This is a genomic window from Algoriphagus chordae (assembly GCF_003254055.1).
GTDB classification, from domain to species: Bacteria; Bacteroidota; Bacteroidia; order Cytophagales; family Cyclobacteriaceae; genus Algoriphagus; species Algoriphagus chordae.
This window is the reverse complement of sequence record NZ_QKZT01000022.1, coordinates 24,202-49,708: the sequence shown is the minus strand read 5'-3', so window position 1 is coordinate 49,708 and position 25,507 is coordinate 24,202. Positions and strand designations below refer to the sequence as shown.

Here is a 25,507-nt window from a genome sequence, read left to right as displayed (position 1 = left end):
AGAGGAACGACTCGTGAAATATGAAAAAACCATGCAGTCAGTTGGAACAAATAACATCTGAAGTTATGCTGCTTCTCCAGAAGCAACATGAATCAAAAAAGTCCAGCTTATGGAGAAGCAAGACAACTCGGAGCTTTGCTGAAAAAATTATTGTCTCTTGCTCCTTTCAAAATCCTCTCGTTTTGGCGAACCGGGAATGCTCGATTGACTGCATTTCTGCCAAAACCCGGATAAAATAATAATTTTTGTAACCCCAGGTTAAAACCTGGGGCTACAAAAATACCGCTCCTCTGGAGCTGCCTCATGCCATTCATATTGGAAAACAGATCAAAACATCCTCCCCTTTCTAACTGGATCAATTCTCATGACTTGGACCAACGATAATGAAGTATCCTGACTGCTGTTAGCTTGAATTCTAAAACGTTCCCTAGGAACGTCTGGTCTGTAGATAAGAATCTATCGAGAAGTATTTTTCGTTCCAGAGGAACGACTCGTGAAATATGAAAAAACCATGCATTCAGTTGGAATAAATAACACCTGAAGTTATGCTGCTTCTCCAGAAGCAGCATGAATCCAAGAAAAGTCCAGCTTCTGGAGAAGCAGGACAACTCGGGTCTTGAAAAATAGGTACAGAAAAACCGCTCTCATTCGGGAGCGGTTTTCTATGTTAGTATCCAAGTGTCTTTAACATACTCTCTTCGGTCTGGTCTTCTGCGAAAAGTCGATGTGATATATTTCCATCTGCATCCTTTTCAATCAACACGTGTTTAGGCGCAGGGATCAGGCAATGCTGAATTCCTCCATATCCTCCAAGAGATTCCTGATAAGCTCCAGTATGAAAGAAGCCCAAGTACTGAACTTTCTTCTCAGGCTTAGGAAGGTAGATATTGAACTGGTGTGCTTCCGAATTATAATAATCCATACTATCACAGGTCAATCCTCCGAGGTTGATGTTATGATATTCCGCATCCCAATTGTTCACGGCAAGCATGATATACTTCTGGTTAAGTCCCCAGCTATCAGGAAGTTGTGTAATAAAAGATCCATCAATGATATACCAAAGCTCCTTATCATTCTGAAGCTTTTCTTCCAAAACCGAATACAATACCGCTCCGCTCTCTCCTACTGTATAACTTCCAAATTCCGTGAAAATATTAGGCTCATCTGTATTGTTTTTGCCACACATCCACTTGATGTTTTTGACGATTTGCTCCGCCATATATTGGTAATCATAATCAAAAAAGACATTGGTCTTGATCGGCCAACCACCACCGATATCCATGGTATCCAATGTAGGTGCAACCTTCTTCAGATCTACATATTTCTGTATAAATCGAGTCAATTCAGACCAATAATAAGCTGTATCCCGAATACCTGAATTGATAAAGAAATGAAGCATTTTCAGGCTTACATTTGGATTATCCTTGATTTTATCTTCGTACAGCTTGATAATGTCATTGTATCTCACACCTAGTCTTGAGGTATAAAAACCAAACTTTGGCTCCTCATCCGCAGCGATTCTAATCCCAACTTGGAAAGGAACTTTCACATGCTCTAGATAATAATCGATCTCAGTCAAATTATCCAAAATCGGAACACAATTCACAAAACCGTCATTAAGCAATTCAGAGATGTACTGCTTGTACAATTCCCTCTTGAAGCCGTTGCAGATTATATAAGTGTTCTTAGTAATCTTGCCTTGAGCATACAAACTTCTCACTAATGGAATATCAAAAGTCGAGGAAGTCTCAATGTGGATGTCATTTTTCAAAGCCTCGTTGAGCACAAAACTGAAGTGCGATGACTTAGTACAGTAGCAATAGGTGTAATTGCCCTTGTAGTCATGCTGCTCCATCGCATTCTTAAAATACGTCTTTGCGTTCTGGATACTCTCAGAGATTTTCGGCAGGTAGGAAAGCTTAAGTGGAGTACCATAGGTCTCTATGATCTCCATCATATTCACTCCATTGAAGTGCAATTCATTATTTTCTACCTTAAATTCTTTGGTAGGAAAATCAAATGTCTGCTCAATCAGATCTTTGTAGGTATTCATTAGCAAGAATAATTGGTGTTAAAGCCCCACAAAAATTGCTTTTTCTCAGATGAATTCAAATGAAAAAGGGACAAATCCCTGTGGACTGCCCCAATATTAGTGAAATGTAATAATTTCTTCGTTTCTACTTAATCCATCATCGCATACTGAAGCAAGGATTGCTCAGCTTTAAACTGATTTAGATTTGTGATTACCTCCTTCAATACCTTTTTGAATTTCACTTCCTTTTGCAAAAGTAGGATCAGTTGCGAAAAGAAAATAGATACCTCATCTTGACTAGATACTGGGTAGTGAAAAAAGGCAGATTTATCAGATGTCTCAAATCTCAAATTCAAAGACTTCGGTTTCCCTGCTTCACTCAAACCTCTGAAAAGTGGGTAAAGTGCTTCAAAACCCTCCTCAAACTTGCACATCCCCTGCATGACCAAACCAGATTTCTGATTGAATATCTTCACGATTTCCTGCTGATTAACGGAAACTTTGGTGAAGCCATTGGCTAAACCAGTCAACTGATCTTGAGATGTAAGTTTGGTTTGTGGTACTGCGCTCATTTTTGTGAGTTTTAGATTATGATAATGATCCAAAGGTATAAGAGATTTTTTCAAAAACCTATATTCCCTATAATATTTATAGGGTTATAGGCAGTAAAAGTAAAAACCAAGACCTAAATAACTGATTTACAATTCTATAATTTTAGATCCCCTAGCTTATCCAGTGCCTTATTAAGATCTGAATCCTCTTTTGCGAAGCAAAATCGAAGAATCTTATGATCCTTCTTATCAGAGAAAAATACTGAAATAGGAATACTCGCCACACCTATTTCCTTGGTAAGCCGCACTGCAAGATCGTAATCAGATTCCTGAGAAAGATGTGCGTACGATACCATTTGAAAGAAACTTCCCTGCGCTGGACTGAATTCAAAAGGAGTTTCTTTAAGCCCTACACAGAATAGATCTCTCTTTTTTTGGTAAAAATCAGGAAGTGCTAAATAGCGGGAAGGCTCAGACAGGTAATCAGCTAATGCATATTGCAAAGGAGTAGCGGTGCTGAAAGTCAAAAACTGGTGAATCTTCCTGAATTCTTCTGTGAGTTTCGGCGGTGCCAAACAGAAGCCGATCTTCCAACCTGTAACATGAAAAGTCTTGCCGAAAGAACCGCAAACAAAAGTTCGCTCTCTCAGGATCGGATGAGTCAATAGTGAAAGATGCTTTCTCCCGTCAAAGGTGATATGCTCATACACTTCATCACTCACCACCAAAATATCCCGATCTTGAATCATTTCTGCCAGCGTATCAAGATCCTCCTGCGTCCAAACATATCCGCTCGGGTTGTGCGGTGTATTAACCATAATCAATCGTGTTTTATCAGAAATAGCAGATTTTACTCTTTCCCAATTCACCGAAAAATCAGGCATCCCAAGCGGCACATAAACTGGAATTCCGCCATTCAATTCTACTGCTGGAGCATAAGAATCATAGGCTGGATCGAAAAGAATCACTTCATCTCCTTGCTTCACAACGGCTGTCACAGCAGCATAAAGAGCCTCTGTAGCTCCAGATACAACAGTTACCTCAGTTTCTGAATCCAAGTCAATCCCATATACCAACTTCGTCTTCTCAGCTATCCGCTCGCGCAATGCTGGCACTCCGCTCATCGGCGCGTATTGATTATAACCCGCTTTCATGTACTTATTCACCAAATCCAATAAAACAGGATCACAATCGAAACCAGGAAAACCCTGCGAGAGATTAATCGCACCACAATCAGCTGCGAGCTTGGACATTACTGTGAAAATGGTCGTTCCTACATTGGGGAGTTTCGTTGAAATAGGCATAGTTCAAAACTATTGATTTTGAGGTAGAATCTTATAATTTGTCTTGATTTCCCGCAGATACGCGCAGACAAATACCGCAGATCTACGCTGATTTAAATGAGGAAGATGTGAAACGTATTAGACTATCATATCCGCAGAAATCTGCGAACCTTTTCCACAAGAATTCGAGGGAAAAACTACAATCCAACAAATTGGCAGTTCTACATTTTTGAAAATTGAAGTTTGGCCAATGGCAATTGAAGTTTGATTATTGATCATATAAAGGCATTTTTAACTACTTTTGCCTCGCATTACCCAACCCAATATAACTTTAAATTCAGCCAAAATGCGTGATATAAAACTAGTAGAAGTGCGTTCTGAGTTAGCGGCAGGAACCCGTGGAGCAAGTATGGGAATTGATGCATTGAAAATCGCCAGCTTGGATAAGAAGTCTGACTTCTTCACCAAGTTTGACCCGATCAACGTTCCCGATGCAAATAGTTTTCTCTGGAAAGGCAATAATTTCCCGCATGCTAAATACATAGATGGAGTATATCAGGTTCTCAAAAATGTCTATTCCACCATCGAATCACTGCGGATGGAAAAGAAATTCCCCATCGTACTAGCTGGTGATCATAGCACTGCAGCAGGTACCATTATGGGAATCAAAGCTGCAGATCCTGACAAGCGATTAGGGGTGATCTGGATAGATGCACATGCTGATTTGCATACGCCTTTCACTACTCCTTCGGGAAATATGCATGGAATGCCTTTGGCCATGGTATCACAACTTGACAATATAGATTGTCAGGTAAATGAGCCATCTGAGGACACGTTGGCAATCTGGAAAAAGATAAAAACCATCGGTGGCGACTTCCCTAAAATCCTACTAAGTGACATAGTATTTATCACTGTGCGGGACACAGAAGCTCCGGAAGATCATTTGATCAAAAATTACGGCATCAAAAACTTTAGCACTGAAGAAGTTCGCACCAAAGGAATTGATCAAATCGCTTCTGAAGCACTAGAAACGCTAAAAGACTGCGAGCAAATCTATATTTCATTTGATGTAGACAGCTTAGACAGCTCCATTTCCGTGGGTACTGGCACCCCAGTTCCTGATGGATTGACCGTGCAGGAAGCGATAGAGTTAAATGTAAAACTCATCCAGGATAAGCGTGTGTGTTGCTGGGAAATCGTGGAAGTGAATCCTACGCTCGACTCAGAGAACTTAATGGCTGAAAACGCCTTTGAAGTCTTGGAAGCGACTATTAAGTCTTTGGTGGATAATTTTTAAATTTATAAACCGCGGAGTGCGCGGAGTTTTGCGCAGAGAACACTGAGAAAAAAAACAATTATGATTGACGAAGATCTCATACTTGAAAATAAACTTGCCACAAGAGTTATTGGAATAGCGATAGATGTCCATCGTCAATTAGGGCCTGGGCTTTTAGAAAATGCTTATAAGCAAGTTTTAGCCTATAAACTCCAGAAAGCTGGTATTTTTGTAGAAGTAGAGAAAAAAATGCCATTAGTAATTGATGAAATCAACTTAGATATTGGCTACAGCATTGATATTTTGGTGGAAAGAAAATTAGTTTTAGAATTAAAATCAGTCGAAATACTCAACGATGTTCATTTTGCCCAAACGCTTAACTACGTAAAAATCGGAAAATTCAAACTGGGTCTGCTTATTAACTTTAATGTTTCCCAACTTAAATATGGAATTCAAAGAGTTGCTAATACGAAACCCAGAATATAATCAAATAACATAAAAGAAATCAATTGCGCCCTCTGCGAAATCTTTGCGTGCTCTGCGGTTAAAAAATTATGGAAATACAAGAATCAATCAATAAAGGCATTCAGCTTGCCTTCCAGAACATATTCAATCACGACCTTCCTTTGGAGCAGATTAGCCTCGCTCCTACGCGCAAGGAATTTGAAGGCACTTACACCTTCGTGGTATTCCCTTACCTGAAGGTATCCAAAGCAACCCCAGAAGCTACTGCCAATCTGATCGGCGAATACCTCAAAGAAAATGTCGCGGAAGTAGCTGGCTTCAATGTGGTGAAAGGTTTCCTGAACCTGGAATTGAACAACATGATCTGGGTGGATGTCTTCCAGAAGCTTTTGGCTAACGAAAATGTGGGGCAACTGCCTGCAAATGGTCAAAAAGTGATGGTGGAATATTCTTCACCAAACACCAACAAACCACTTCACTTAGGACACCTTAGAAATAACTTTTTGGGTTTCTCTGTGGCAAATATCCTAGAAGCAAATGGCTATGAAGTTATCAAAGCCAATCTGGTAAATGACCGAGGAATTCACATCTGTAAGTCCATGGTGGCTTATCAGCATTTCGGCAAGGGTGAAACTCCGGAGTCCTCTGGACTGAAAGGCGACCACTTAGCTGGAAAATACTATGTGATTTTTGACCAGAAATACAAGGAGCAGATCGCTGATCTGAAGGAACAAGGTCAATCTGAAGATGATGCCAAAAAGAATGCTCCGCTCTTCTTAGAAGCTCAGGATATGCTTCGCAAATGGGAAGCTAATGACGAGGAGGTAGTTTCGCTTTGGAAGCTGATGAACACATGGGTTTATGCTGGTTTTGAAAAAACTTACGAACGCATGGGCGTTAGTTTTGACAAATACTACTATGAGTCAGACACCTATCTTCTAGGTAAAGACATCGTAACTGAAGGCTTGGCAAAAGGAGTGTTTTTCAAGAAAGACAATGGCTCAGTTTGGGTGGATCTGACAGAAGAAGGACTGGATGAGAAGTTAGTACTTCGCGCTGATGGCACTTCTGTTTACATCACCCAAGATATGGGAACTGCTGATTTGAAATACGATGATTTTGGGATTAGTAAGTCAGTATATGTAGTTGGAAATGAGCAAGATTATCACTTTGATGTCTTGTTTAAGATCATGCGTAAACTAGGCAGACCATATGGTGATGGTTTATCTCATTTGTCTTACGGCATGGTAGATTTACCTACAGGAAAAATGAAGTCTCGCGAAGGAACTGTAGTAGATGCAGATGACCTGATGCAAGAGATGGTAGATACTGCAGCTGCTCACACCAAAGAGCTTGGTAAAATCGACGGCTTCAATGAAGCACAGGCAACTGAGCTATACGAAACACTTGGCATGGGAGCTTTGAAATACTTCCTATTGAAGGTTGATCCAAAGAAGCGCATGTTGTTCAATCCTCAAGAGTCTATCGAATTCCAAGGAAACACCGGCCCATTTATCCAGTATTCCCATGCTAGAATCGCTTCAATTTTACGCAAGGCAGATCAAATCGGAGTTGATTATAAGCAGACAGATTTCTCTACGATTTCTAAAATCGAAGAATCAGAATCGAGTTTGATTTATTTATTGAATGATTTTGAAAAGAAAATCACACAAGCTGGCACGGATTATTCCCCCGCTATTTTGGCACAATACCTTTTCGATTTGGCGAAGGAATACAACAGATTCTATGCGGATCTTCCTATATTTCTGGAAAATGACCCAATCATACTAGCCTTCCGAGTAGCGCTTTCGGCTCATACTGCCAAAACTCTCAATAAAGGAATGCTACTACTTGGAATCGCTGTACCTGAACGAATGTAATGATGAAATCGATCATGATTCATACTTCAGATCATGGCATGATTGTAAACTATGTGAGATTTCTCCCATAGCCCGATATTCAGGGAGATGACCATATAAAAATATAAACACATGAAAAACTTATTATTTCTAGGCTGTCTTCTTTTGCTTGTGAGCGCTTACTCTATCAGCAAAACTCATGAGACAAAATCTAAAAGTTCCTCTCTACCTGACGAAACCATGGCAAAATCCTTCTACGATTTCAAAATGAAAGACCTCAATGGAAAGGAAGTAGATTTCAGCACCTACAAAGGCAAAAAAATCATGGTAGTCAATGTGGCTTCCAAATGTGGCTATACCCCACAATACGAAGCTTTGCAAAAACTATACGCTGCTCATAGTGACAAATTGGTAATCCTAGGTTTCCCTGCCAACAATTTTGGAGGACAGGAACCTGGTTCTAACGAAGAAATCAAGTCCTTTTGCTCAGAAAACTACGGGGTTACTTTCCCCATGTTTGAAAAAATATCTGTGAAAGGATTTGATAAGGATCCACTTTACAGATGGTTGTCAGATGCAGAAATGAACGGATGGAATAACGAAGAACCAAGCTGGAATTTTTGCAAATACATTTTGGATGAGAAAGGTGAATTGATCAAGTTCTTTCCTTCGAAAGTAGCACCAATGGATCAGGAAATCATTGATTTAATTAACGGTTAATCAGAAGCTTTAGGACTGAGTGAAACAAACTATTCAAACAAAAAAGGAAGCCTGGCTGCATTCGGTCAGGCTTCGTACTTTACCGCTCGCACTAGCAAGTATTTTTGCAGGTTCATTTTTGGCAGCATACAAATCTGTTTTCCGCTGGGAAATCTTACTATTTGCTGCGCTCACCACCATCTTTCTGCAGATCCTTTCCAACCTCTCCAATGACTACGGAGACAGTATCCACGGAGCGGATCATCAGGATCGCCAAGGGCCTGTGAGAGCAGTACAGTCTGGTTTGATTTCCTTACCCGAAATGAAGAAGGCCATGTATGTGTTTGGTGCCTTGGCATTAGCATCAGGTTTGATTTTACTCTATTTGGCTATTCAGGACTGGGTACTTTTCGGGATATTCCTGGGCCTTGGTTTAGCAGCAATCTGGGCATCGATCTCCTACACTTCCGGCAGCAACCCTTATGGCTATGCTGGTTTTGGAGACATATCCGTGTTTATTTTCTTTGGCTTACTGGGCGTCTATGGCACCTATTTCCTTCACAGTTTGGCCTGGGACAATTCGGCCATTTGGATTGGGATAGCCTTAGGGCTTTTCAGCGCAGCTGTGCTGAACATCAATAATATTAGAGATATAGAATCCGATCAACTTGCAGGCAAAAAGTCTATTCCTGTGAGAATCGGAAAGAAAGCCGCAATAATTTACAATTGGTTTTTGATTTTGGGAGGAAACTACTGTTTGTTCATTTTCGCTTTTGTAACCAACGAATGGACTTCTCTCCTAGCACTTGCTGTTTTCCCGATGATGATCAGAATTGGTATGAATGTCCAAAAAGGCAAGGATGCTGAAGCAATTGATCCTAATCTTAAAAAAATGGCAATCTCCACCCTGGTTTGGGTACTCTTATTTGGAATAGGTTTAGTTTTTTTAGGAAAAAGCTGATAAAAGTACTTTCCTGATCTCTTTTTTTAGGCTAATTTGGCATAAACCAACACAGCACATTTTATGACTAAAGTACTTGTTCCATTTGATTTTTCTGAGCAGGCTCAGAACGCGCTGGATTTAGCTACTAATCTGTCAAACAAATTTGACAATGTAGTAATTACAGTTTTGCACGTCATCGAGGTTCCCTCTAATAGCGGAATGGGTACCATGGGTGGCGAACCTATCGCTGAATACGAAAACCAGATATTCTTTATAGAACTGATGAATCGCCGAAAGGAGCAGTTCAAAGAAATGGAGAGTAAATATGCAGGAAAAAACTACGCATTAGTCACCAAAATAGTGCTTGGAAATGCCTTCCAAAATATTTCTTCGGCGATACTAGACGAAGATCCTGACTTGGTAGTAATGGGTTCAAAAGGTTCTAGTGGCATTGAAGAAGTGCTTGTAGGAAGCAACACTGAAAAGGTCGTTAGAACAGCGCACTGTCCAGTTTTAACGGTCAAAGGCCAAACTAACCCTGAATCATTTAAAAAGATTGTTTTTGCAAGTGATTTCAAAGAAGATCAAGATGAGCTAGCCAATCGCGTAAAAACCCTTCAGAAATGGTTTGACGCTGACCTGTACTTAGTGGTAATCAATACTCCAGGTAGTTTTGAAACCACAAGAGAATCTGCGCTTAGAATTAAGGCATTTGCTAACAAGTATAATATCGAGCATGCCATTGCTGAAATCTACAATTCTCAGTCCGAAGAAGAGGGTATAGTGGAATTCGCAGAGGATATCAATGCAGACCTAATCGCTATGGCTACACATGGCAGAACTGGTTTATCTCACTTCTTTACTGGCTCTATAGCCGAAGATGTGGTCAACCATGCTAAGCGTCCAGTTTGGACATTTAAGACTAATTAATTTCACCACTAGCATACTAATACCTACTCCTCGGGGTAGGTATTTTCATTTGATATGGCAAAGAAAAATAACGATTGGAAAAAGCGCGATGGCATGGTCTATTCCACTAGCGATGATTTTGAATTCCAAAGTGGAAATAATGACATCCAAGAGACGCTAGCCTCAAATCAACAAAACCTCAAAGTTTTGCTGGACAAAAAAGCAAGAGCTGGCAAGAAAGTCACCTTGATCGAGGGTTTTGTCGGAAGCGAAGATGACTTGAAAGAATTGGGCAAAATGCTCAAGAATAAGTGTGGTGTTGGTGGATCGGCAAAAAATGCAGAGATATTAATCCAAGGAGATCACCGAGACAAAGTTGTGCAAGTACTTCAGGCAGCTGGGTACAAAGCCAAAAAATCTGGAGGATAAAATCCTGCGAAAAGTAGCTTATGCTGTATGGAAAGATGCTTTTGTTTTATCAGCAAACTATTTTTATATCTGCTTTAAGGATTAAATTTTGTGATGATCCGCAATGATGCCAGTTGCCTTAGCTTCTTTGTTTATCTGGTCGGAAGACCTCCCTATAGCTATCGGGAGAAGCTATCGGGAGACCGAAGTGTAATTATGCACTTAGCTGAAAAGAAATCACTCACATACTCAAAATCCTAAAACAGTCTAGACTTTGAATAACAATCAGCTGAAAGCAAAATCCTATTTGACCAATCACAACAGTATTTTTAAGCAAAATTTCAGAATTGAATCAATTTCTTCTTCGCTAAGTAAACATTTCTATTTAGTTTCAATGGATGGAAAAAAGCAAAAAGAATATTCTCGTAATCGACATCGGGGGTTCAAATGTGAAAATCTTGGCAACAGGTGCTGCAGAACGTATTAAAATCCCTTCTGGAGCTGATTTTAAGCCTGAAGAAATGGTCGAACTCGTCAAAGAAAATGCAGCACAATGGGAATACGATATGATTACCATGGGTTTCCCAGGGGTGGTCAAAGAAAACAGAATAGTAAGCGAGCCTGTAAATCTTGGCGAAGGCTGGAATACTTTTGATTTCCAAGCGGCTTTTAATTGCCCTATCAAATTCATCAACGATGCCGCCATGCAGGCACTTGGTAGTTATGAAGGCAAAAAATTACTTTTCTTGGGTTTGGGCACCGGGCTTGGCACTGCAATGGTCATTCACGACACCATTATCCCGATCGAAGGTGGTCACTTGCCATTTAAGAAAAAGACATTTGAAGAGTATGTAGGCAAAGAATACCTGACCAAATCAGGCTCCAAAAGATGGGAGAAAAACGTCCTAAAAATGGTTGAGTACTTTAGAGCAGCCTTTAGACCAGATGATATTTTGCTGGGAGGAGGAAACTCTAAATTGCTAACTAATATTCCTGAAGGCTGTAGATTGGGAACGAATGAAAATGCTTTCAAGGGCGGGTTCAAATTCTGGGAAGAGGATTTCAAGTTGTAAATTCTAAGTTCAGCTGTTTCATTTTTTCATATATTATGTAATGGATTGATTACAATTCAATTGATAAGCTATACCCAAACCTATGAAACCGAGCTCATCTAGATCATACAGCTATGTATCAATCCCAGCTAAGATGAATTAGGATGCAAGATTCCACACGGTGCCTAAGGGGATGGCCCTTGAAACTCAAATAATAAACACATGAAACAGCTATTTCTCTATGCTTGCGCAATTCTCATTTTTTCAAGTAGTTGCCAAGAAAAGGAACCCTCCGCTCCACTCCTAGTCAATGATCAAACTCGAGCAAGAATTGACTCTACCCTATCTAGCTTTGTAGCAAGCGGAAATCTAGCTGGGGTTTCAGCATTGATATTTGAGAAAGACCAAGAGGTCTATTATAATGCTTTTGGCTACGCAGATCTGGAAAAGCAGGTCAAAATGGATAGAAATACCATTGTTCAGATCTATTCCATGACCAAGCCGATCACTGGAACAGCATTGATGACACTTTACGAAGAAGGGGAATTTCAGTTGGATGACCCTCTTGAGAAGTATGCCCCTGAATTTGCGGATATGCAGGTCTATGATGGAGTGGATGAAAACGGAAACATCAAACTTGTAGATGCTGATAGATCCGTGACCATCCGGGACATCACACGACATACTGCTGGTTTTCCTAACAGAGCGGATATCCCTGGTTTGAGTGAAATTTTAGCAGTGAAAGATCCAAGAAGTTTTGAGATCGATTTGACTGAAATGGCCAAAAGAATCGGAGAAGTTCCACTTTGGTTTCAGCCAGGAACGCAGTGGGAATACGGTCAATCAGTCGATGTACAGGCTTTTTTGGTAGAAAGAATCTCTGGAACACCTTACAAAGAGTATGTGCAAACGCATGTGCTCGATCCTCTGAAAATGAGCAAAACAAGGTACTTCGTCCCTGAAGGCGATAGATCTAAGATGTCTGCATCTTATCGCAGAACTGGTGAAGGGAAACTTGAACAAATGCCAAACGAAGAAGCCCATCGATTTAATATTAATGAATGGCCTCTGACTCCTGGTGGGTTTGGATTTACTTCCACCTTGGATGATTACATGACTTTTGCCAGAATGCTGGTTCATAAAGGGGAATTTGAAGGGACGAGAATCCTCCAGCCTGAAACGGTGCAACTGATGAGTACCAACCAGCTCCCTGAATCAGTAACTGAAAGATCTTGGCTTCCGAGCAAAGGAAATGTTGGATTTGGAATTGATTTCGCTGTACGAGTTGCTCCACCTACCAGTGCTGAAGAAATGAATGGGATTGTAGGGGAATTCTTCTGGGATGGCGCTGCAAGTACACTTTTTTGGGTAGATCCAGTGAATGAGATCACAGCGGTGCTTTTCGTTCAGCTTTTTCCATACGATCAAATTAAACTTCACAAGAAGTTTAAAGATGCAGTCTATGGAAAATACCAGCCGTCAGAATCGAATTAAGATGTATTGATATCCGCTTTGCTGCCAGTAACTAGCTAGAAACAATAAAAGGAAGGGTTGAAGAACAGAATTGCTGCTTCGGTCTTCGGTCCTCTAGCAAAGAAAGTAAAGGTACATTGGACTTCTTCCGTGCCTTCACGATCAATAAAAAACTTTGCTCATTAGATTTCTCTTGCCGTCTTTCGTGTCATCACGAATGACATATTTATTTGATAATTTCAAAATGACGGTGAAATAGATTTCCCTTAACTTTGCCCCGATCAGAACCATTTCCGAAAGAAAAACTGTTCTGATCACATTGTAACCTAATGGACCTTGAATCCATTACTTATTACAGCATATGAAGACAAGACCAAGAGTAGTAGTCGGCCTCTCCGGAGGGGTCGATAGTTCCGTCGCCGCTCACCTACTCATCGAGCAAGGCTACGAAGTCATCGGGATGTTTATGAAGAACTGGCACGATGAATCTGTCACTATATCCAATGATTGCCCCTGGATGGAAGATTCCACTGATGCGATGCTGGTGGCAGAGAAACTAGGAATTCCCTTCCAAGCGATCGACCTCAGCGAGGAATACAAGGATAGAATCGTGGATTATATGTTTGCTGAATACAAAGCCGGCAGAACTCCCAATCCAGATATTCTTTGCAATAGAGAGATCAAATTCGATATTTTTATGAAAGCGGCCGAGAAACTGAAAGCCGATTTTGTGGCAACTGGGCACTATTGTCAAAAAGGCGAAACTATTGGTGCAGATGGAAAAACAGCCTATCAATTACTTGCAGGAGCCGATCCAAACAAAGATCAGAGTTATTTCCTGTGTCAATTGAATCAAAGTCAGTTAGCTAAAGCTTTGTTCCCTATTGGGCATTTGCAAAAGCCAGAAGTACGGGCAAAAGCTAAAGAAATGGATCTAATCACTGCGGATAAAAAAGATAGTCAGGGTTTGTGCTTTATCGGAAAAGTACGCTTGCCAGATTTCTTGCAGCAACAATTGAAGCCTAAAAAAGGCAAAATCATACAGATTCCAGAAGAGCTAGGTATTTACCAAAAGCAACAAATTCCGGTTGGAATTGCTCCAGAGGATTATGATCAGGAAACATTGGATGCTATTTCACTTCCAACTCATTATACCCAAGATCAGGGTAAAGTATTGGGTGAGCATAATGGCGCACATTACTTCACCGTAGGCCAAAGAAAAGGTCTTCATGTAGGAGGAACCGGAAAACCATTATTTGTGATTTCTACCGATACGCAAGAGAATGTGATCTATACAGGTTTGGGGGAAACACATCCTGGCTTACTTCGTGACGGGCTCTTTGTCAAAACTGACGAGATCCACTGGATACGCGAAGACCTGAAGCTCAAGACTGGAGAAACTGCAAGATATGAAGCACGTATCCGCTATCGTCAACCGCTCAGTGGAGCAACGCTTATCCAAAAAGAAAATGGCCTTTATGTCATCTTCGACCGAGCTCAAAAAGGTGTGGCTTCTGGACAGTTTGTTGCCTGGTATGATGGAGAAGAGTGTATTGGTTCTGGGACGATATTTTAGATTTACGATTTACGCTTTACGAGGCTAATGAGATCGGATTCCTTAATTTCAATTCATTAGCTTTTCTTTTGAAGAAAATCAAATTAACTTCTTAATTATTTTGTAGTTACAGTTTTTTTTTTATAGACTTAAAAACTAACACAAACTTAAACAACAATAATTATGGATTACAAGAAATCAAAGCTCTATCCCGTCAAAATAGTAGGGATTCTGGTGTTCTTTTTAGCCTTTGTATTGAACATTCAAACAGATGTAAATGGAGACTGGGGACTGGTCAGTAATACCAATGCAAAGGAAGTTCTGGAAGACCCTCCTTGTGTGAGCCAGCCAGTAGGTGATGACGCTTATATGCTTTGTGGTTATAAAAAAGTATTTCTTTCAACGAACTGCATTGTAAAAGCGAATAAAACTTGTTTACTCAGAGATACTGGCCCTGGGTGGCCAGAAATACCAAGTCTCCCTTAATCTAATATTCTCAGCAAAGAGGTTGGGTAGTGAAAGCTTCTCAACCTTATTTAAAAAACTTTATTTTTTTAGCAAATAATTCAATGTCTTAAAAAAAGCTGAAGACCAATTAGTTTCTTAATGTTTAAAATATTTATCATAACATATTATAGAGTCTAATGAAAATTATAAATATTTTATTTCTGATATTTTTTTCTATTGTCCTAATTTCCTGTAGTTCTCAAAGGGAAGATTTAATTAAAATCAAAACATTGCAATTCCAAAGTGGTAGTAGAATAGTTGATTTCTCAGAAATATCTGATAATCTAGAAATCGTACTGCTAAACATTCCAGATTCTGTTTCCTTGGGTAGGATACATTCTATCAGATATTACGCTGATTACTTAATCCTACATGATAAAGATTATGCACAAGCACTTTATATATTCAATAAAAGTGGGGATTTTATAAATACGCTTCGAAGAATTGGGTCTGGCCCAGGTGAATTTACTACCTTGGAAAGTTATATTATACACGAAGATAATCTAGCAGTATATGACCGAGGACTGCAAAAAATCATAAAATATCAACTTCCAAATCTAAGTTTTTTGGAATCATTTGAGGCTAGTGGATATTTCAGAGGTGATTTATTGAATTGGAATTCATTTGGTCATTCAATTGGGTTAAGTGATGATGAACTTGAAAATGGTTCCTACAGAGGGTTAGTATTTTTAGATGAGAATTATCAAGTTATTTTTAATAATGAGAAACCTGCTGGGGTAATAGAAGCATCTCAAAGGGGTAATTTATCTAATATTGGAAATAGAATTTTTTATGCAGAACCATTCTCAGAAATTATATATGCTATGGATAGCTTGGATTTTTCCCCTGTCTATCAGGTAGATTTTGGCAAGAATAGTCTGCCAAAAATAGCTCAATCGTTAGAAGAAGCAGAGGATTTTTATGAAATTCTAAGATCTCAGGACTATGCATTTGCTGTTCATAACTTTAATTTGATAGATAGTGTGATAAGTTTTAATTTTTATTGGCGAACGATAGAGGAAATCAGGATAGGTCTTTATGATTTAATAAATGATAGAGGAATAATTATTAGTGATATCGGGCCATTGGAGGATTATCTGATGTGGCCCTTTTCTGTTTCTGATGGATATAATTTGTCGATTTTGTATCCAGATGAATATGATAAAGAAATTCTCTTGCAAATGGGATTGTCGACTGATGAAATATCAAAATTTGATATGTCAAAACCCTTTCTTTTAAAATACAGTATAAATAATTTCCCGAATCAATGAAAAGAACTATCGTATGCGTATTAGCTATTTTATTATTCGAAACAAATTTTCTTTACGGTCAAGAAGCGTGGATCTTGAAATCTAATCATGATAGTGTTCCAATTTCCTATGCCAAAATTACTGAATTGACTACCCAGAAATGGGCCTCCAGTAATCCTGAGGGAGAGTTTAAGATGGATATGTCTTTATTTCCCGAAAATGCAACTTTTAGTATTTCCGCCATGGGCTATGCAGACACCTTGATATCAAAAGCAATTATGAAAAAGTCGAGGTTGGTACTTCTAGAACCACGGTTTATAGAAATGCCAGAATATCAACTAAATTCAAAAAAACTCAGAAAGCAGGTTACAGGCGACTTTAACCTCCCGATTACACTTTCAAAAAATCAAGACAAAAAGAGAAATTCAACAACAATAAATAGATACGCTGTCTATTTTGAGTTTGAAGGAAAGCAAACCCGAATCCTTTCTCGACTTAGCCTTTACCTTTCCGAATTAGGTGACCCCAATCCAAAAATCACCGTTCGTGTTTTAGTTTCCGACGAAGTTAAAAAACCTAAAGAAGGTGACATCTACCGTATTAGCCAGTTTCGAGACATACGTGCCAAATCCAATACACTTTACGAAGGTAACGGACATGGGTGGAATGATCTTGATTTGACAGCTGATGAATTCATTATACCTGGGAAATATAAAGGAGCCTTTCTAGTTTTCGATGTGGTAAATCAAGGAAACGATCCATATGAATCACTTGTAATCCCTTTCCAGAACCAATCAAATCAGAAAATAACTGCAGCCTTTTACAATTCTGGTGGTTCAATAGGAACTCTAAACAAACGAAAAGATCACTTTGCAGTGGTGTTAGAATACTTAATAGAGTAATATTGTTGACAAACACAGATTATCCAGTTCTTATAATTTGTGAAATGAGAAAAGAATACTGATTGCTCAAAGATTACCCATTTCAAATCCACCTATCTCAAATTTTCTTGTGTTAGAAATACTTTATGAAGATGAGCAACTGATTGCGATCAATAAGCCTTCAGGCTTGCTGGTTCACCGAACTTCCATTGCAGCGGAGGAAACTATTTTTGCCTTGCAAATGCTTCGTGATCAGATTGGGCAGCATGTGTATCCTGTTCACAGATTGGATAGACCAACCAGCGGTGTTTTGCTTTTCTCCAAGCAGGAAGATGTACTTCCAATGCTAAAAGAGCAATTTGCTGATCGATCTGTGAAGAAAACCTATCTAGCGATTGTTCGTGGGATTCCTGAAGTTAAATCAGCGATGATTGATCATCCTTTGAAAAGCGAGCGATCGGGAAGGATACAGGAGTCCCAAACGTATTATCAGGTGCTAGCCGAGGCTGAAATCCCGTTTGATACTACAGGAAGATATCCTACTAGTCGTTATTCTTTACTAGAACTGAAACCTGAAACAGGCCGTACTCATCAGATCCGTCGTCATTTGGCACATCTGAGGCATTACATCTTGGGAGACAAAAAGCATGGTGATAATAAGCAGAACCAGTTTTTTGAGAAGCAATTCGGTTTGGAGAACTTGCTTTTGCATGCAAGAAAACTTGAATTTACTCATCCTGTCTCATCCGAATCCATTTCAGTTCTAGCCGAACTCCCCCCTCATTTCCAAAAAACCTTCAGGGACTTGGGATGGGCTGCCATACATCTAGCCGATTAAAGTCAACTTTTTATAAAAATGCTTTACTTTAGCATAATAGCCCAAGCAATTGATTCAAAGAACTTAAAGGAAATAAACATTGCTGATATTGAGGCCTCTTCGGTCTTCCTGCCTTTATAATTTACTTCAAACAGAGACAAAAACTATTTATACACATATGAAAAAATCACTTTTAGGCCTTAGCCTTCTACTATCCGTGACTTTTGTGGCTGAGGCGCAAAAGAAGAAAATTGATAAGAAATTCGATGAAAAGGGCGCGATTTCTGAACTGACATATCTTGCTTCTGATGAGTTAAAAGGCCGGGATCCTGCTGCCCCTGAAATGGCACTTGCCTATGATTTTATAGCAAAGCAATTGGAAGATGCTGGTGCAAAACCGGTTCCGGGAGCTGATGGCTACTTTCAAAACATCCCCTTCCGTCTATCCTCACCACCTTCCAAAGGTGAGATCACTTTAGGCGATTCCACTTATAGCCAAGGGGTAAATCTGCTGGTGCTAGATGGAGAATCACTGACAGGAACCTATGAATTGGTCGATGTAGGATTCGGAACCCCAGCTGACTTCGAAGGAAAAGATCTGACTGGTAAAATAGCAGTGAGTAGCGTGGGTGCTCCTGACAAAATGGGGCCTGCAGATCTATTCTCTCTAGGTAGCGAAAAAACATCCAATGCCAAAAAACAAGGTGCAGTAGCGCTTATTGAGCGCTTCAATATTCCTTCTATTCCTTGGCAGTTGATCGCCAATTACCTGAATCGTGCTCAAATGGGCATAGACAATGGTGAGTCAAGCAAACTTCCTTATATCTGGGTAAAAGATCTTTCGAATGTATTACCCAAAGCAATTGCTACAGGTACAGCTAAATCGGCTGATGTGGAAATTGACGGCAAAACCAATGTAGCCATTGATGGGAAAAATGTGCTAGCCTGGATAGAAGGAACAGACAAGAATTTGAAAAACGAATATGTGATGCTTTCTGCGCACTATGATCATGTAGGAATTGGTGCTCCTGATGCAAGTGGTGATTCCATTTATAATGGTACTCGTGATAATGCAGTAGGTACGGTAGCGGTAATGAATGCAGCGAAATTCCTTGCGAAAAACCCGCCAAAAAGATCTGTATTGCTAGCTCTTTGGACTGCTGAAGAAAAAGGTTTGCTAGGTAGCCGATACTTTGCAGAGAATCCACTTATCCCCTTGAATCAGATCATCTACAATCTAAATATCGATGGAGCTGGCTATAACGACACTTCTATTATTACGGTAATCGGTCTGGGCAGAACAACCGCTGATGATTTGGTTTCTGAAGCCGTAGCAGATTTTGGATTGAAAGCAATCGCAGACCCAGCGCCTGAGCAAGGACTTTACGATAGATCAGATAATGTGAACTTCGCCAAAGAAGGCATCCCCGCTCCTACTTTCAGCTTGGGTTTTACCGCATTTGATGATGAGATAAACAAGTATTATCACAAAGCTGGTGATCACGTGGATTCCATGGATTTGGACTATGTGACCCTTTACTGGAAATCATTTATCCTTGCTGCGCAAAACATTGCCAACTCCAAAAACCAACCTATGTGGGTTGCCGGTGATAAGTACGAGGAAGCGGGTAAGGCGCTTTACGGGGATAAGTAAGTCGTAAGGTTCGTAAGTAGTAAGTATTGTAAGAGGTAAAAAGTGAGAGGTAGTAAGTCGCTGGTGTAGTCGATTTACTACCTCTTTCTTTTTCTTTAAGTCATGACTAGCTGGTTCTTTAATAATCAGGCTGTAATTAGAAAATCCAGTAATAATATTTAAGCCAAATTTCCAAAATTAGCGCTTCTCGTAAGCAGGCCTAGCTGGCACCTTAAAGCGATCTGTACTATTCAATAGCCTCATTACTTCTTTGATTGCTGCTTCCAATTGAGCATCTGTTCCTTTGGCCAGACTTTCGAAATCCTCTACAACTTCAATATCCGGATCTACGCCATGACCTTCCTTGAACCAAGTACCATCAGGATCATACATTCTAAAAGTTGGTACTGTCACAGAACCGCCATCTATCAAACTTGGTGCTCCTGAAATACCTATCAATCCACCCCATGTGCGAGTTCCGATCAGCGGGCCAATCTCACGCTTGCGGAAGTAATCAGGAAATGCATCTCCACCAGAACCCGAGAATCCATTGATCAACATCACCTTCGGGCCGAAGTTGCCTGAAGGAGGCCAGGCCCAATCCTGACCATCACGAACTGCCCAAAATGCAAGCGGTTGACGATCCATCAGTTCTACAAATCGATCTGGAATCTGTCCACCATTATTGAAGCGCTCGTCTATAATCATTCCTTCTTTCTCCATCTGTCCATAGAACTGACGGAAAAGCTCATTTTGCCCATCCACCCCTGTACTAGGAACGAAAATGTAGCCGATTCGTCCATCTGTAGCCTCTTCTACTCGCTTCCGGAAATCATTGATCCAGTCTAGATTCCGAAGTCTTGCTTCTGATCTTAGAGGTTCCACCAATACTGTTCTAGCTCCTGACATAGAAGCTGAGCTATTTACGGTCAGCTGCACTGTTTTGCCAGCAAGGCCTTGCAAAGCGGCATAAATAGATTTGGTCGCATCTATTGGTTGACCGTTGATGGCAAGGATATAATTTCCTTCTTTGATATCTAGACCAGGCCTTGAAAGCGGTGAACGAACTTCCACATCCCAAGGAGCTCCATTGATAATCTTGGCGATTTTGTAAGCACCATTTTCAAGAGTGAAATTAGCTCCCAAATAGCCTACAGATAAGCTTGGTCCAGAATCCATATCTCCTCCACCGTTATAAGTATGAGAAGCGTTCAATTCTGCAATCAGATCGCCAATGATTAGATTGACATCGCGTCTCGATCCTGCCTGTGCTACCAAATCGCCATATCGCTTGCGCATAAGCGCCCAGTCCACTCCATGCATAGTTGGATCGTAGAAATAATCCCGCTCAAACCTCCACACATCATTGAAAATCTGCTTCCATTCTTCAGCTGGAACTACAGTCATTTGCATATCACCAAGAGGCACCGTTTCTTCTATTTTCTGGCCAGGAGCGGGGTCGATCACAGCAAGTTTGCCCATGGAGAACACCAACACTTTCTTGCGATCTGCTGAAAGTGAAAAACCACCTATTCCTTCTATTACGGTCTTGGATTCTTTCTCCTCAAAATCAAAGACTTGCAAACTGCTTTGAGAATCATCAGCGGCACCAGTATTCGGGTGACGCAGGTACAGAAGCTTTCCTTCTAAACTGGCTAAATCACTTATATTTCCAGTGGAAATATCAAGCATCTCTATTCTATTTTCGAAGCCTGTAGTCTCAAACTCTACTCCTTTTGGTTCTTCTTTTTCCTCCTTTTTATCATCTTCCTTATCTGAGTTCTCCTCTTCGACTTTGATCTCATCGTTTTCTAAAGAAATCAAGGATGAAATAGACTGATTCAAGGTTCCCACAGCTACACCAGTGGTATTGGAGTAGATGAAAGTATTGTCGATATCTGAATACTGTGGACTGAAGTTTCGGTTGGTACTGAAGAAAAGGTATTTACCATCTTCGCTGAAAGCAGGGCTTTGATCAGAATAAAAACCCGAAGTTAGCTGTGATGCCTTGCCTGATTGAGTGTCAAACACATAAAGCGCTGAAGTAGCTCGATTTACCTTAGACAGACTATAAGTGATATATCTGCTGTCTGGTGACCAGCTTACGGCAAAGCCCTGAAGATTCCCTTCAAACATATACTTTCCTTGATCAATCACTTGAACGTCCCCAGAACTAGCATCGATTAACATGACTTCCATAGCCTGATTTACAGATACAATTTTCTTACTATCTGGCGACCAGAAGATATTGTAACCAAAACCATCTTTGAATTTGGTAAGTGTTTTAGTCTCCGAATCAGCTCCCAAGCTTTTGATGGTAAGCTGGTATTCGCCAGTTGCGTCTGACCAGTATGCGATCTTTTTGCCGTCTGGAGCTATTTCAGGATAGCGCTCGGCTACACCAGATGTATTGGTCAGATTGGTAACAAAACCTTTTTTCGCTGGCAAATTATATATCTCCCCGCGGGCATTTGCTATCACTCTGTTTCCATCTGGAGAAATACTTGCTGCTGTGAGGTCAGATTCAGTTTTCACGATCTTCGGAATCATGGCTTTTTGATCGGAAATAATCTGAATTTCTATACGCTGTGATTTATCGGTAGCGATGTCATATAGGTACAAACTTCCACCAGCTTCAAAGACAATTTCTTGCTCGCTATTGGAAGGAAAGGTGATATCGAAGTCCTTAAAATCGGTCAGCTGGGTGTTTTGCTTGGTGTTCAGATCATATTTCCAGAGATTATTCCTTTCTTCCGGGCCATTGTCTGACATGTAAAAAACTGCATCGCCTATCCACATCGGAAGTTCATCGTTGGCATCATTTAGTGTTACATTTTCGGTTTTATAACTTGCCAGGTCAAAGAGCAGAATATCAGGCGCTGTTCCTCCTCTATACCTTTTCCAATTTCTATTTACCCGGCTTTTATCAGTGTAAGCAAATCTTTTTCCGTCAGGAGAATAAGAAGCAAACTCCCCATATGGCACAGGTAATTTGGTAGGAAGCCCACCCTGGGCTGCTACAGTATAAAACTGCGAAAAGCGCTCCTTGCCACTTTCACGACCTGAGGTAAAAAGCACAGATTTGCCATCAGGGGTCCAGCCCTGCACATAATCCGGCATACCATGATAAGTCAGTCTAGTGGGTACTCCACCCGCTGTAGGCATTACATAAACATCATAATTCCCATTGTAGTTAGCAGAAAAGGCGATCTGCTTGCCATCAGGGGAGAATCTCGGATACATTTCTGGACCAGCAGGAGAAGTAAGTCTCTGGGCGACGCCTCCTTGCTTTGGCACTATCCAAATATCATCTCCAAAAGTGAAAGTAATCTGAGTATCCGATACATCGGGCAATTGCATAAGCCTGGCATCAGTCTGTGCCTGACTAAAGAAAGGGGCTGCGAAAATCGACAAGCCTAATATGAATTTTCTCATAGGAAGTAATTATTTGGATTGAAAATACTTGTAAAATGTATTTAACCATCAAAACGCTATAGGTCAAATCATTTAAATTAAAAGATCTGTATCTATAGAAAAAACAATACCATCACACAGTATTTCAATTTAAGTGATTGATTTTAAGTATGCTAAAAAATCAGCTTTAAATCAGACTGCCTCAAAACCGTACAGTGTTTTGATCGATATCACACAAAAGCACCCTGGTTCAATAAAATATTTGAGCCCATTTTTCGTCTATTCTTCAGAAGACACCTGTTCCCATTTCAAGACAAAGTCACCTTGCTTTCACGGACTCTATTCATTTACCTTTTCCTTTTGGTGCAATCAGCATCAGCACAATCTTGGATTCCCTCAGATTATAAGCGCTTCAGTCCTGAAGAATTTTTCCAATTGGCAGCAGTTCATCAAACCATCAATTACAAAAAGATGGATCCTGGGTTGCTACAAGCTGCCATGTTTTATGTCACCAATAAAGAGCGCATCAAATATGGTCTGCCTCCATTTGTACATTCGGAGATCATAGAAAAAGTAGCAGCTGCTCATGCCTCAGACATGGTCAAGCTACATTTCTATTCACATATCAGTAAGATCAAAGGAAAGAAGACCGTCAATGAACGCTTCGGACTGGAAGGATTGAACCTGATGCTAATCGGAGAAAATATCAGTTCTAGCATAGGCCTACAATACCAAGATGGAAGAAAAATCATTATACCTAGATCAGGAGGAATGTATACCTATGCCAGTTCCAAACGAGAAGTGATCTTGCCACATACCTATCTTAGCTATGCGGAGGAAGTGGTAAAACTATGGATGAACTCTCCTAGCCATCGAAAGAGCATTCTAAACCCAAATTTTGTACAGTTAGGTTGTGGTGCCAGCGTCTATTACAATAAGGAATTTCACAATGTCCCTTATCTAATTGGAGTCCAGAATTTTGGAGGACAGGAAATCGCTTTGGTTCAATAAATTCCTTTCATCGATTGAAAAAAATCGTTCTGTTATTGAGCAATCTAGCTAGTCAATTGATGAATTCAGAAGAAAAATATTGGAATCCCATTCCATTTTAAGGAAATTGAACAAATCAAATTTTTGAAATCATGTTAGATCAGTTGTTACAGTTAGCAGATGGGCCGCTTCAAGAAATGCTCCAAGGAATGAATCAGGACAAAGCTGGAGCTGCAGCCATCAAAGACTCCCTTGCCAGCAGCCTTCAAAAGCGCGTTGCCTCAGGGGATACCTCCGCCATACAGGAAATGTTTTCCGGTAAAGAGACGGCTCCAGGTGCTTCAGAAATCAATAGTCTTCAGGGAGACGTTTCGCAAAACCTGATGGAAAAACTAGGGATCTCCAAGGAGCAAGCCATGGGAATAGCCGCCGCCGCGCTTCCGATGATTATGAATTTCTTCAACAAACGAGTGAATGACGCCCCGCAAGATAACAATGACATTATGTCTTCTGTTGTTTCTTCACTTCAGGGTGGACAGGGTAAAGTAGGAACTGCTGACTTGTTGGGTTCATTGCTTGGAAATGGAGGAGGAAAGGGAGGAATGGATATAGGAGGCCTAATGGACTTAGGAAAAGGCTTATTTAAATAAATCACAAACAAAACTTATTCATATCGTGAAAGTCAAATCAATATTCACGCTCGTCTTGCTAATGATGGCAATCTCTTGGCAAGCTTCAGCACAAACTATCAAATTGCCCTCACCAGATTTCAAAAAAGATATGATGGGCGCATTTTCCCCCGGTGATGATCTCGGAATTAGCAATGATCAAAAAGACAAATTGAAAACTAGTAACTCTTCATTTTTGGACAATGTGATCAAAGTCGCTGGATCAGATGATTCGGATGATAACAAAATCGCCAAAATTACTGGATTGGCTAAAGATCAAAACTCCGCTTTTGAGAGTATTCTCGGTAAAGATACTGTCAGCAAATACCGTAAGAAAATCAAAAAACAAACTGGCCCGCTACGCAGAAAGTATAAACTGGCTAAGTTTGTGCTGTAATTAACCAAATTATACAACTATGAACAAATTAAAATTATTACTCGGATTGAGCTTACTCGTGATGCTTTCGATAAGCACACAAGCCCAAGGACTTAAAGTGCCAAAGATGGATCTATCCTCTCAAGTTCTGGGAGTTCTTAACGACACTGATGGACTAGATCTTAATTCTGATCAAAAAGACAAGCTAACCAAAAATAACTCAAGCTTTGTAGATCAACTAATGGATATTACTAATAGCGATAAATCTGACGATGATAAAAAGTCTGCTTTCTTGGGTCTGAAGAATAACAGAACCAAATTCCTAACAGATTTGCTGGGCAGCGACATATTCAAAAAATATTCAGGTCAAGTTCTGAAATCTATCAATCCTTTCAAATCCAAACTTGGACTGGCAGCACTGGCCTTCTAAGCTAGTATAAGACTATAAATTGAAAGCCGCAGAGAG

Annotated in this window: 23 protein-coding genes; 19 read left to right on the top strand and 4 right to left on the bottom strand. The window is 40.2% G+C overall.

The genetic code is table 11. The annotated features are described in order from the left end of the window. Positions 1-667: 667 nt before the first annotated feature. The 3 genes from LV85_RS18860 to LV85_RS18850 all read right to left on the bottom strand — a co-directional run bounded on the left by LV85_RS18860 (position 668) and on the right by LV85_RS18850 (position 3,887). A complete protein-coding gene (locus LV85_RS18860; protein WP_111322368.1) occupies positions 668-2,053 on the bottom strand; it encodes an arginine decarboxylase in 1,386 nt (461 codons plus the stop codon). Positions 2,054-2,181: 128 nt separating this feature from the next. Then, positions 2,182-2,604 (bottom strand): hypothetical protein, encoded by a 423-nt coding sequence (locus LV85_RS18855; protein WP_111322366.1) that lies wholly within the window; start codon positions 2,602-2,604, stop codon positions 2,182-2,184. Between the two features lie 134 nt (positions 2,605-2,738). After that, complete coding sequence (locus LV85_RS18850; protein WP_111322364.1) at positions 2,739-3,887, bottom strand: methionine aminotransferase; 1,149 nt, start codon at positions 3,885-3,887, stop codon at positions 2,739-2,741. A gap of 325 nt (positions 3,888-4,212) precedes the next feature. Here LV85_RS18850 and LV85_RS18845 point away from each other — a divergent pair, with 325 nt between their 5' ends. From LV85_RS18845 to LV85_RS18775, 15 genes are all read left to right on the top strand, one after another. Continuing rightward, positions 4,213-5,163: an arginase gene (locus LV85_RS18845; RefSeq protein WP_111322362.1), complete on the top strand. Its 951-nt coding sequence runs from the start codon at positions 4,213-4,215 to the stop codon at positions 5,161-5,163. A gap of 60 nt (positions 5,164-5,223) precedes the next feature. Then, positions 5,224-5,628, top strand: coding sequence for a GxxExxY protein (locus LV85_RS18840; protein ID WP_245942377.1), 405 nt, complete (start codon positions 5,224-5,226; stop codon positions 5,626-5,628). Between the two features lie 68 nt (positions 5,629-5,696). Continuing rightward, positions 5,697-7,487: an arginine--tRNA ligase gene (gene argS / locus LV85_RS18835; protein ID WP_111322360.1), complete on the top strand. Its 1,791-nt coding sequence runs from the start codon at positions 5,697-5,699 to the stop codon at positions 7,485-7,487. A gap of 111 nt (positions 7,488-7,598) precedes the next feature. Beyond that, positions 7,599-8,186, top strand: a complete 588-nt coding sequence (locus tag LV85_RS18830; RefSeq protein WP_111322358.1) for a glutathione peroxidase — start codon at positions 7,599-7,601, stop codon at positions 8,184-8,186. 19 nt (positions 8,187-8,205) lie between these two features. After that, positions 8,206-9,126, top strand: a complete 921-nt coding sequence (menA, locus tag LV85_RS18825; protein ID WP_111322356.1) for a 1,4-dihydroxy-2-naphthoate octaprenyltransferase — start codon at positions 8,206-8,208, stop codon at positions 9,124-9,126. A 63-nt stretch (positions 9,127-9,189) separates the two neighbouring features. Continuing rightward, complete coding sequence (locus tag LV85_RS18820) at positions 9,190-10,038, top strand: universal stress protein (RefSeq protein WP_111322354.1); 849 nt, start codon at positions 9,190-9,192, stop codon at positions 10,036-10,038. A gap of 54 nt (positions 10,039-10,092) precedes the next feature. Then, positions 10,093-10,446, top strand: coding sequence for a translation initiation factor (locus LV85_RS18815; protein ID WP_111322352.1), 354 nt, complete (start codon positions 10,093-10,095; stop codon positions 10,444-10,446). 377 nt (positions 10,447-10,823) lie between these two features. Next, on the top strand, positions 10,824-11,498 hold the full coding sequence (locus LV85_RS18810) for an ROK family protein (protein WP_111322350.1): 675 nt from the start codon (positions 10,824-10,826) through the stop codon (positions 11,496-11,498). A 201-nt stretch (positions 11,499-11,699) separates the two neighbouring features. Beyond that, a complete protein-coding gene (locus LV85_RS18805) occupies positions 11,700-12,971 on the top strand; it encodes a serine hydrolase domain-containing protein (RefSeq protein ID WP_111322348.1) in 1,272 nt (423 codons plus the stop codon). Positions 12,972-13,311: 340 nt separating this feature from the next. Next, the gene (gene mnmA / locus LV85_RS18800) at positions 13,312-14,526 is read left to right on the top strand and encodes a tRNA 2-thiouridine(34) synthase MnmA (RefSeq protein WP_111322346.1); all 1,215 of its coding nucleotides are present in this window, start codon (positions 13,312-13,314) and stop codon (positions 14,524-14,526) included. Positions 14,527-14,688: 162 nt separating this feature from the next. Continuing rightward, positions 14,689-14,991 (top strand): hypothetical protein, encoded by a 303-nt coding sequence (locus LV85_RS18795; protein WP_111322344.1) that lies wholly within the window; start codon positions 14,689-14,691, stop codon positions 14,989-14,991. A 158-nt stretch (positions 14,992-15,149) separates the two neighbouring features. Then, a complete protein-coding gene (locus LV85_RS18790; RefSeq protein ID WP_111322342.1) occupies positions 15,150-16,283 on the top strand; it encodes a 6-bladed beta-propeller in 1,134 nt (377 codons plus the stop codon). Beyond that, positions 16,280-17,164, top strand: coding sequence for a hypothetical protein (locus tag LV85_RS18785; protein ID WP_111322340.1), 885 nt, complete (start codon positions 16,280-16,282; stop codon positions 17,162-17,164). Before LV85_RS18790 ends, LV85_RS18785 begins: the two co-directional genes overlap by 4 nt. 55 nt (positions 17,165-17,219) lie before the next feature. Further along, positions 17,220-17,981 carry an RluA family pseudouridine synthase gene (locus LV85_RS18780; protein ID WP_317046470.1) on the top strand — a complete coding sequence of 254 codons (762 nt, stop codon included), beginning with the start codon at positions 17,220-17,222 and terminating at the stop codon, positions 17,979-17,981. A gap of 157 nt (positions 17,982-18,138) precedes the next feature. Next, positions 18,139-19,614: a M28 family peptidase gene (locus LV85_RS18775; RefSeq protein WP_111322336.1), complete on the top strand. Its 1,476-nt coding sequence runs from the start codon at positions 18,139-18,141 to the stop codon at positions 19,612-19,614. A 177-nt stretch (positions 19,615-19,791) separates the two neighbouring features. On the opposite strand, the gene LV85_RS18770 is transcribed toward LV85_RS18775, so the two are convergent. Beyond that, positions 19,792-23,028: a S41 family peptidase gene (locus tag LV85_RS18770; RefSeq protein WP_111322334.1), complete on the bottom strand. Its 3,237-nt coding sequence runs from the start codon at positions 23,026-23,028 to the stop codon at positions 19,792-19,794. A gap of 342 nt (positions 23,029-23,370) precedes the next feature. Between LV85_RS18770 and LV85_RS18765 the strand changes: the two genes are divergently transcribed. The 4 genes from LV85_RS18765 (at position 23,371) to LV85_RS18750 (ending at position 25,471) form a co-directional block, all read left to right on the top strand. Further along, the gene (locus LV85_RS18765; protein WP_146260508.1) at positions 23,371-24,018 is read left to right on the top strand and encodes a CAP domain-containing protein; all 648 of its coding nucleotides are present in this window, start codon (positions 23,371-23,373) and stop codon (positions 24,016-24,018) included. Positions 24,019-24,149: 131 nt separating this feature from the next. Continuing rightward, complete coding sequence (locus tag LV85_RS18760) at positions 24,150-24,647, top strand: DUF937 domain-containing protein (RefSeq protein ID WP_111322330.1); 498 nt, start codon at positions 24,150-24,152, stop codon at positions 24,645-24,647. A 25-nt stretch (positions 24,648-24,672) separates the two neighbouring features. After that, positions 24,673-25,062, top strand: a complete 390-nt coding sequence (locus LV85_RS18755; RefSeq protein ID WP_146260507.1) for a hypothetical protein — start codon at positions 24,673-24,675, stop codon at positions 25,060-25,062. A 19-nt stretch (positions 25,063-25,081) separates the two neighbouring features. Further along, complete coding sequence (locus LV85_RS18750; RefSeq protein ID WP_111322326.1) at positions 25,082-25,471, top strand: hypothetical protein; 390 nt, start codon at positions 25,082-25,084, stop codon at positions 25,469-25,471. The last annotated feature ends 36 nt before the right edge of the window (positions 25,472-25,507 follow it).

Excerpts from the sequence above, each read along its gene's own strand:
- LV85_RS18860 (WP_111322368.1), bottom strand. The coding sequence starts at position 2,053 with ATGAATACCTACAAAGATCTGATTGAGCAGACATTTGATTTTCCTACC.
- LV85_RS18855 (WP_111322366.1), bottom strand. The coding sequence starts at position 2,604 with ATGAGCGCAGTACCACAAACCAAACTTACATCTCAAGATCAGTTGACT.
- LV85_RS18850 (WP_111322364.1), bottom strand. The coding sequence starts at position 3,887 with ATGCCTATTTCAACGAAACTCCCCAATGTAGGAACGACCATTTTCACA.
- LV85_RS18845 (WP_111322362.1), top strand. The coding sequence starts at position 4,213 with ATGCGTGATATAAAACTAGTAGAAGTGCGTTCTGAGTTAGCGGCAGGA.
- LV85_RS18840 (WP_245942377.1), top strand. The coding sequence starts at position 5,224 with ATGATTGACGAAGATCTCATACTTGAAAATAAACTTGCCACAAGAGTT.
- argS (WP_111322360.1), top strand. The coding sequence starts at position 5,697 with ATGGAAATACAAGAATCAATCAATAAAGGCATTCAGCTTGCCTTCCAG.
- LV85_RS18830 (WP_111322358.1), top strand. The coding sequence starts at position 7,599 with ATGAAAAACTTATTATTTCTAGGCTGTCTTCTTTTGCTTGTGAGCGCT.
- LV85_RS18820 (WP_111322354.1), top strand. The coding sequence starts at position 9,190 with ATGACTAAAGTACTTGTTCCATTTGATTTTTCTGAGCAGGCTCAGAAC.
- LV85_RS18815 (WP_111322352.1), top strand. The coding sequence starts at position 10,093 with ATGGCAAAGAAAAATAACGATTGGAAAAAGCGCGATGGCATGGTCTAT.
- LV85_RS18810 (WP_111322350.1), top strand. The coding sequence starts at position 10,824 with ATGGAAAAAAGCAAAAAGAATATTCTCGTAATCGACATCGGGGGTTCA.
- LV85_RS18805 (WP_111322348.1), top strand. The coding sequence starts at position 11,700 with ATGAAACAGCTATTTCTCTATGCTTGCGCAATTCTCATTTTTTCAAGT.
- mnmA (WP_111322346.1), top strand. The coding sequence starts at position 13,312 with ATGAAGACAAGACCAAGAGTAGTAGTCGGCCTCTCCGGAGGGGTCGAT.
- LV85_RS18795 (WP_111322344.1), top strand. The coding sequence starts at position 14,689 with ATGGATTACAAGAAATCAAAGCTCTATCCCGTCAAAATAGTAGGGATT.
- LV85_RS18790 (WP_111322342.1), top strand. The coding sequence starts at position 15,150 with ATGAAAATTATAAATATTTTATTTCTGATATTTTTTTCTATTGTCCTA.
- LV85_RS18785 (WP_111322340.1), top strand. The coding sequence starts at position 16,280 with ATGAAAAGAACTATCGTATGCGTATTAGCTATTTTATTATTCGAAACA.
- LV85_RS18775 (WP_111322336.1), top strand. The coding sequence starts at position 18,139 with ATGAAAAAATCACTTTTAGGCCTTAGCCTTCTACTATCCGTGACTTTT.
- LV85_RS18770 (WP_111322334.1), bottom strand. The coding sequence starts at position 23,028 with ATGAGAAAATTCATATTAGGCTTGTCGATTTTCGCAGCCCCTTTCTTT.
- LV85_RS18760 (WP_111322330.1), top strand. The coding sequence starts at position 24,150 with ATGTTAGATCAGTTGTTACAGTTAGCAGATGGGCCGCTTCAAGAAATG.
- LV85_RS18750 (WP_111322326.1), top strand. The coding sequence starts at position 25,082 with ATGAACAAATTAAAATTATTACTCGGATTGAGCTTACTCGTGATGCTT.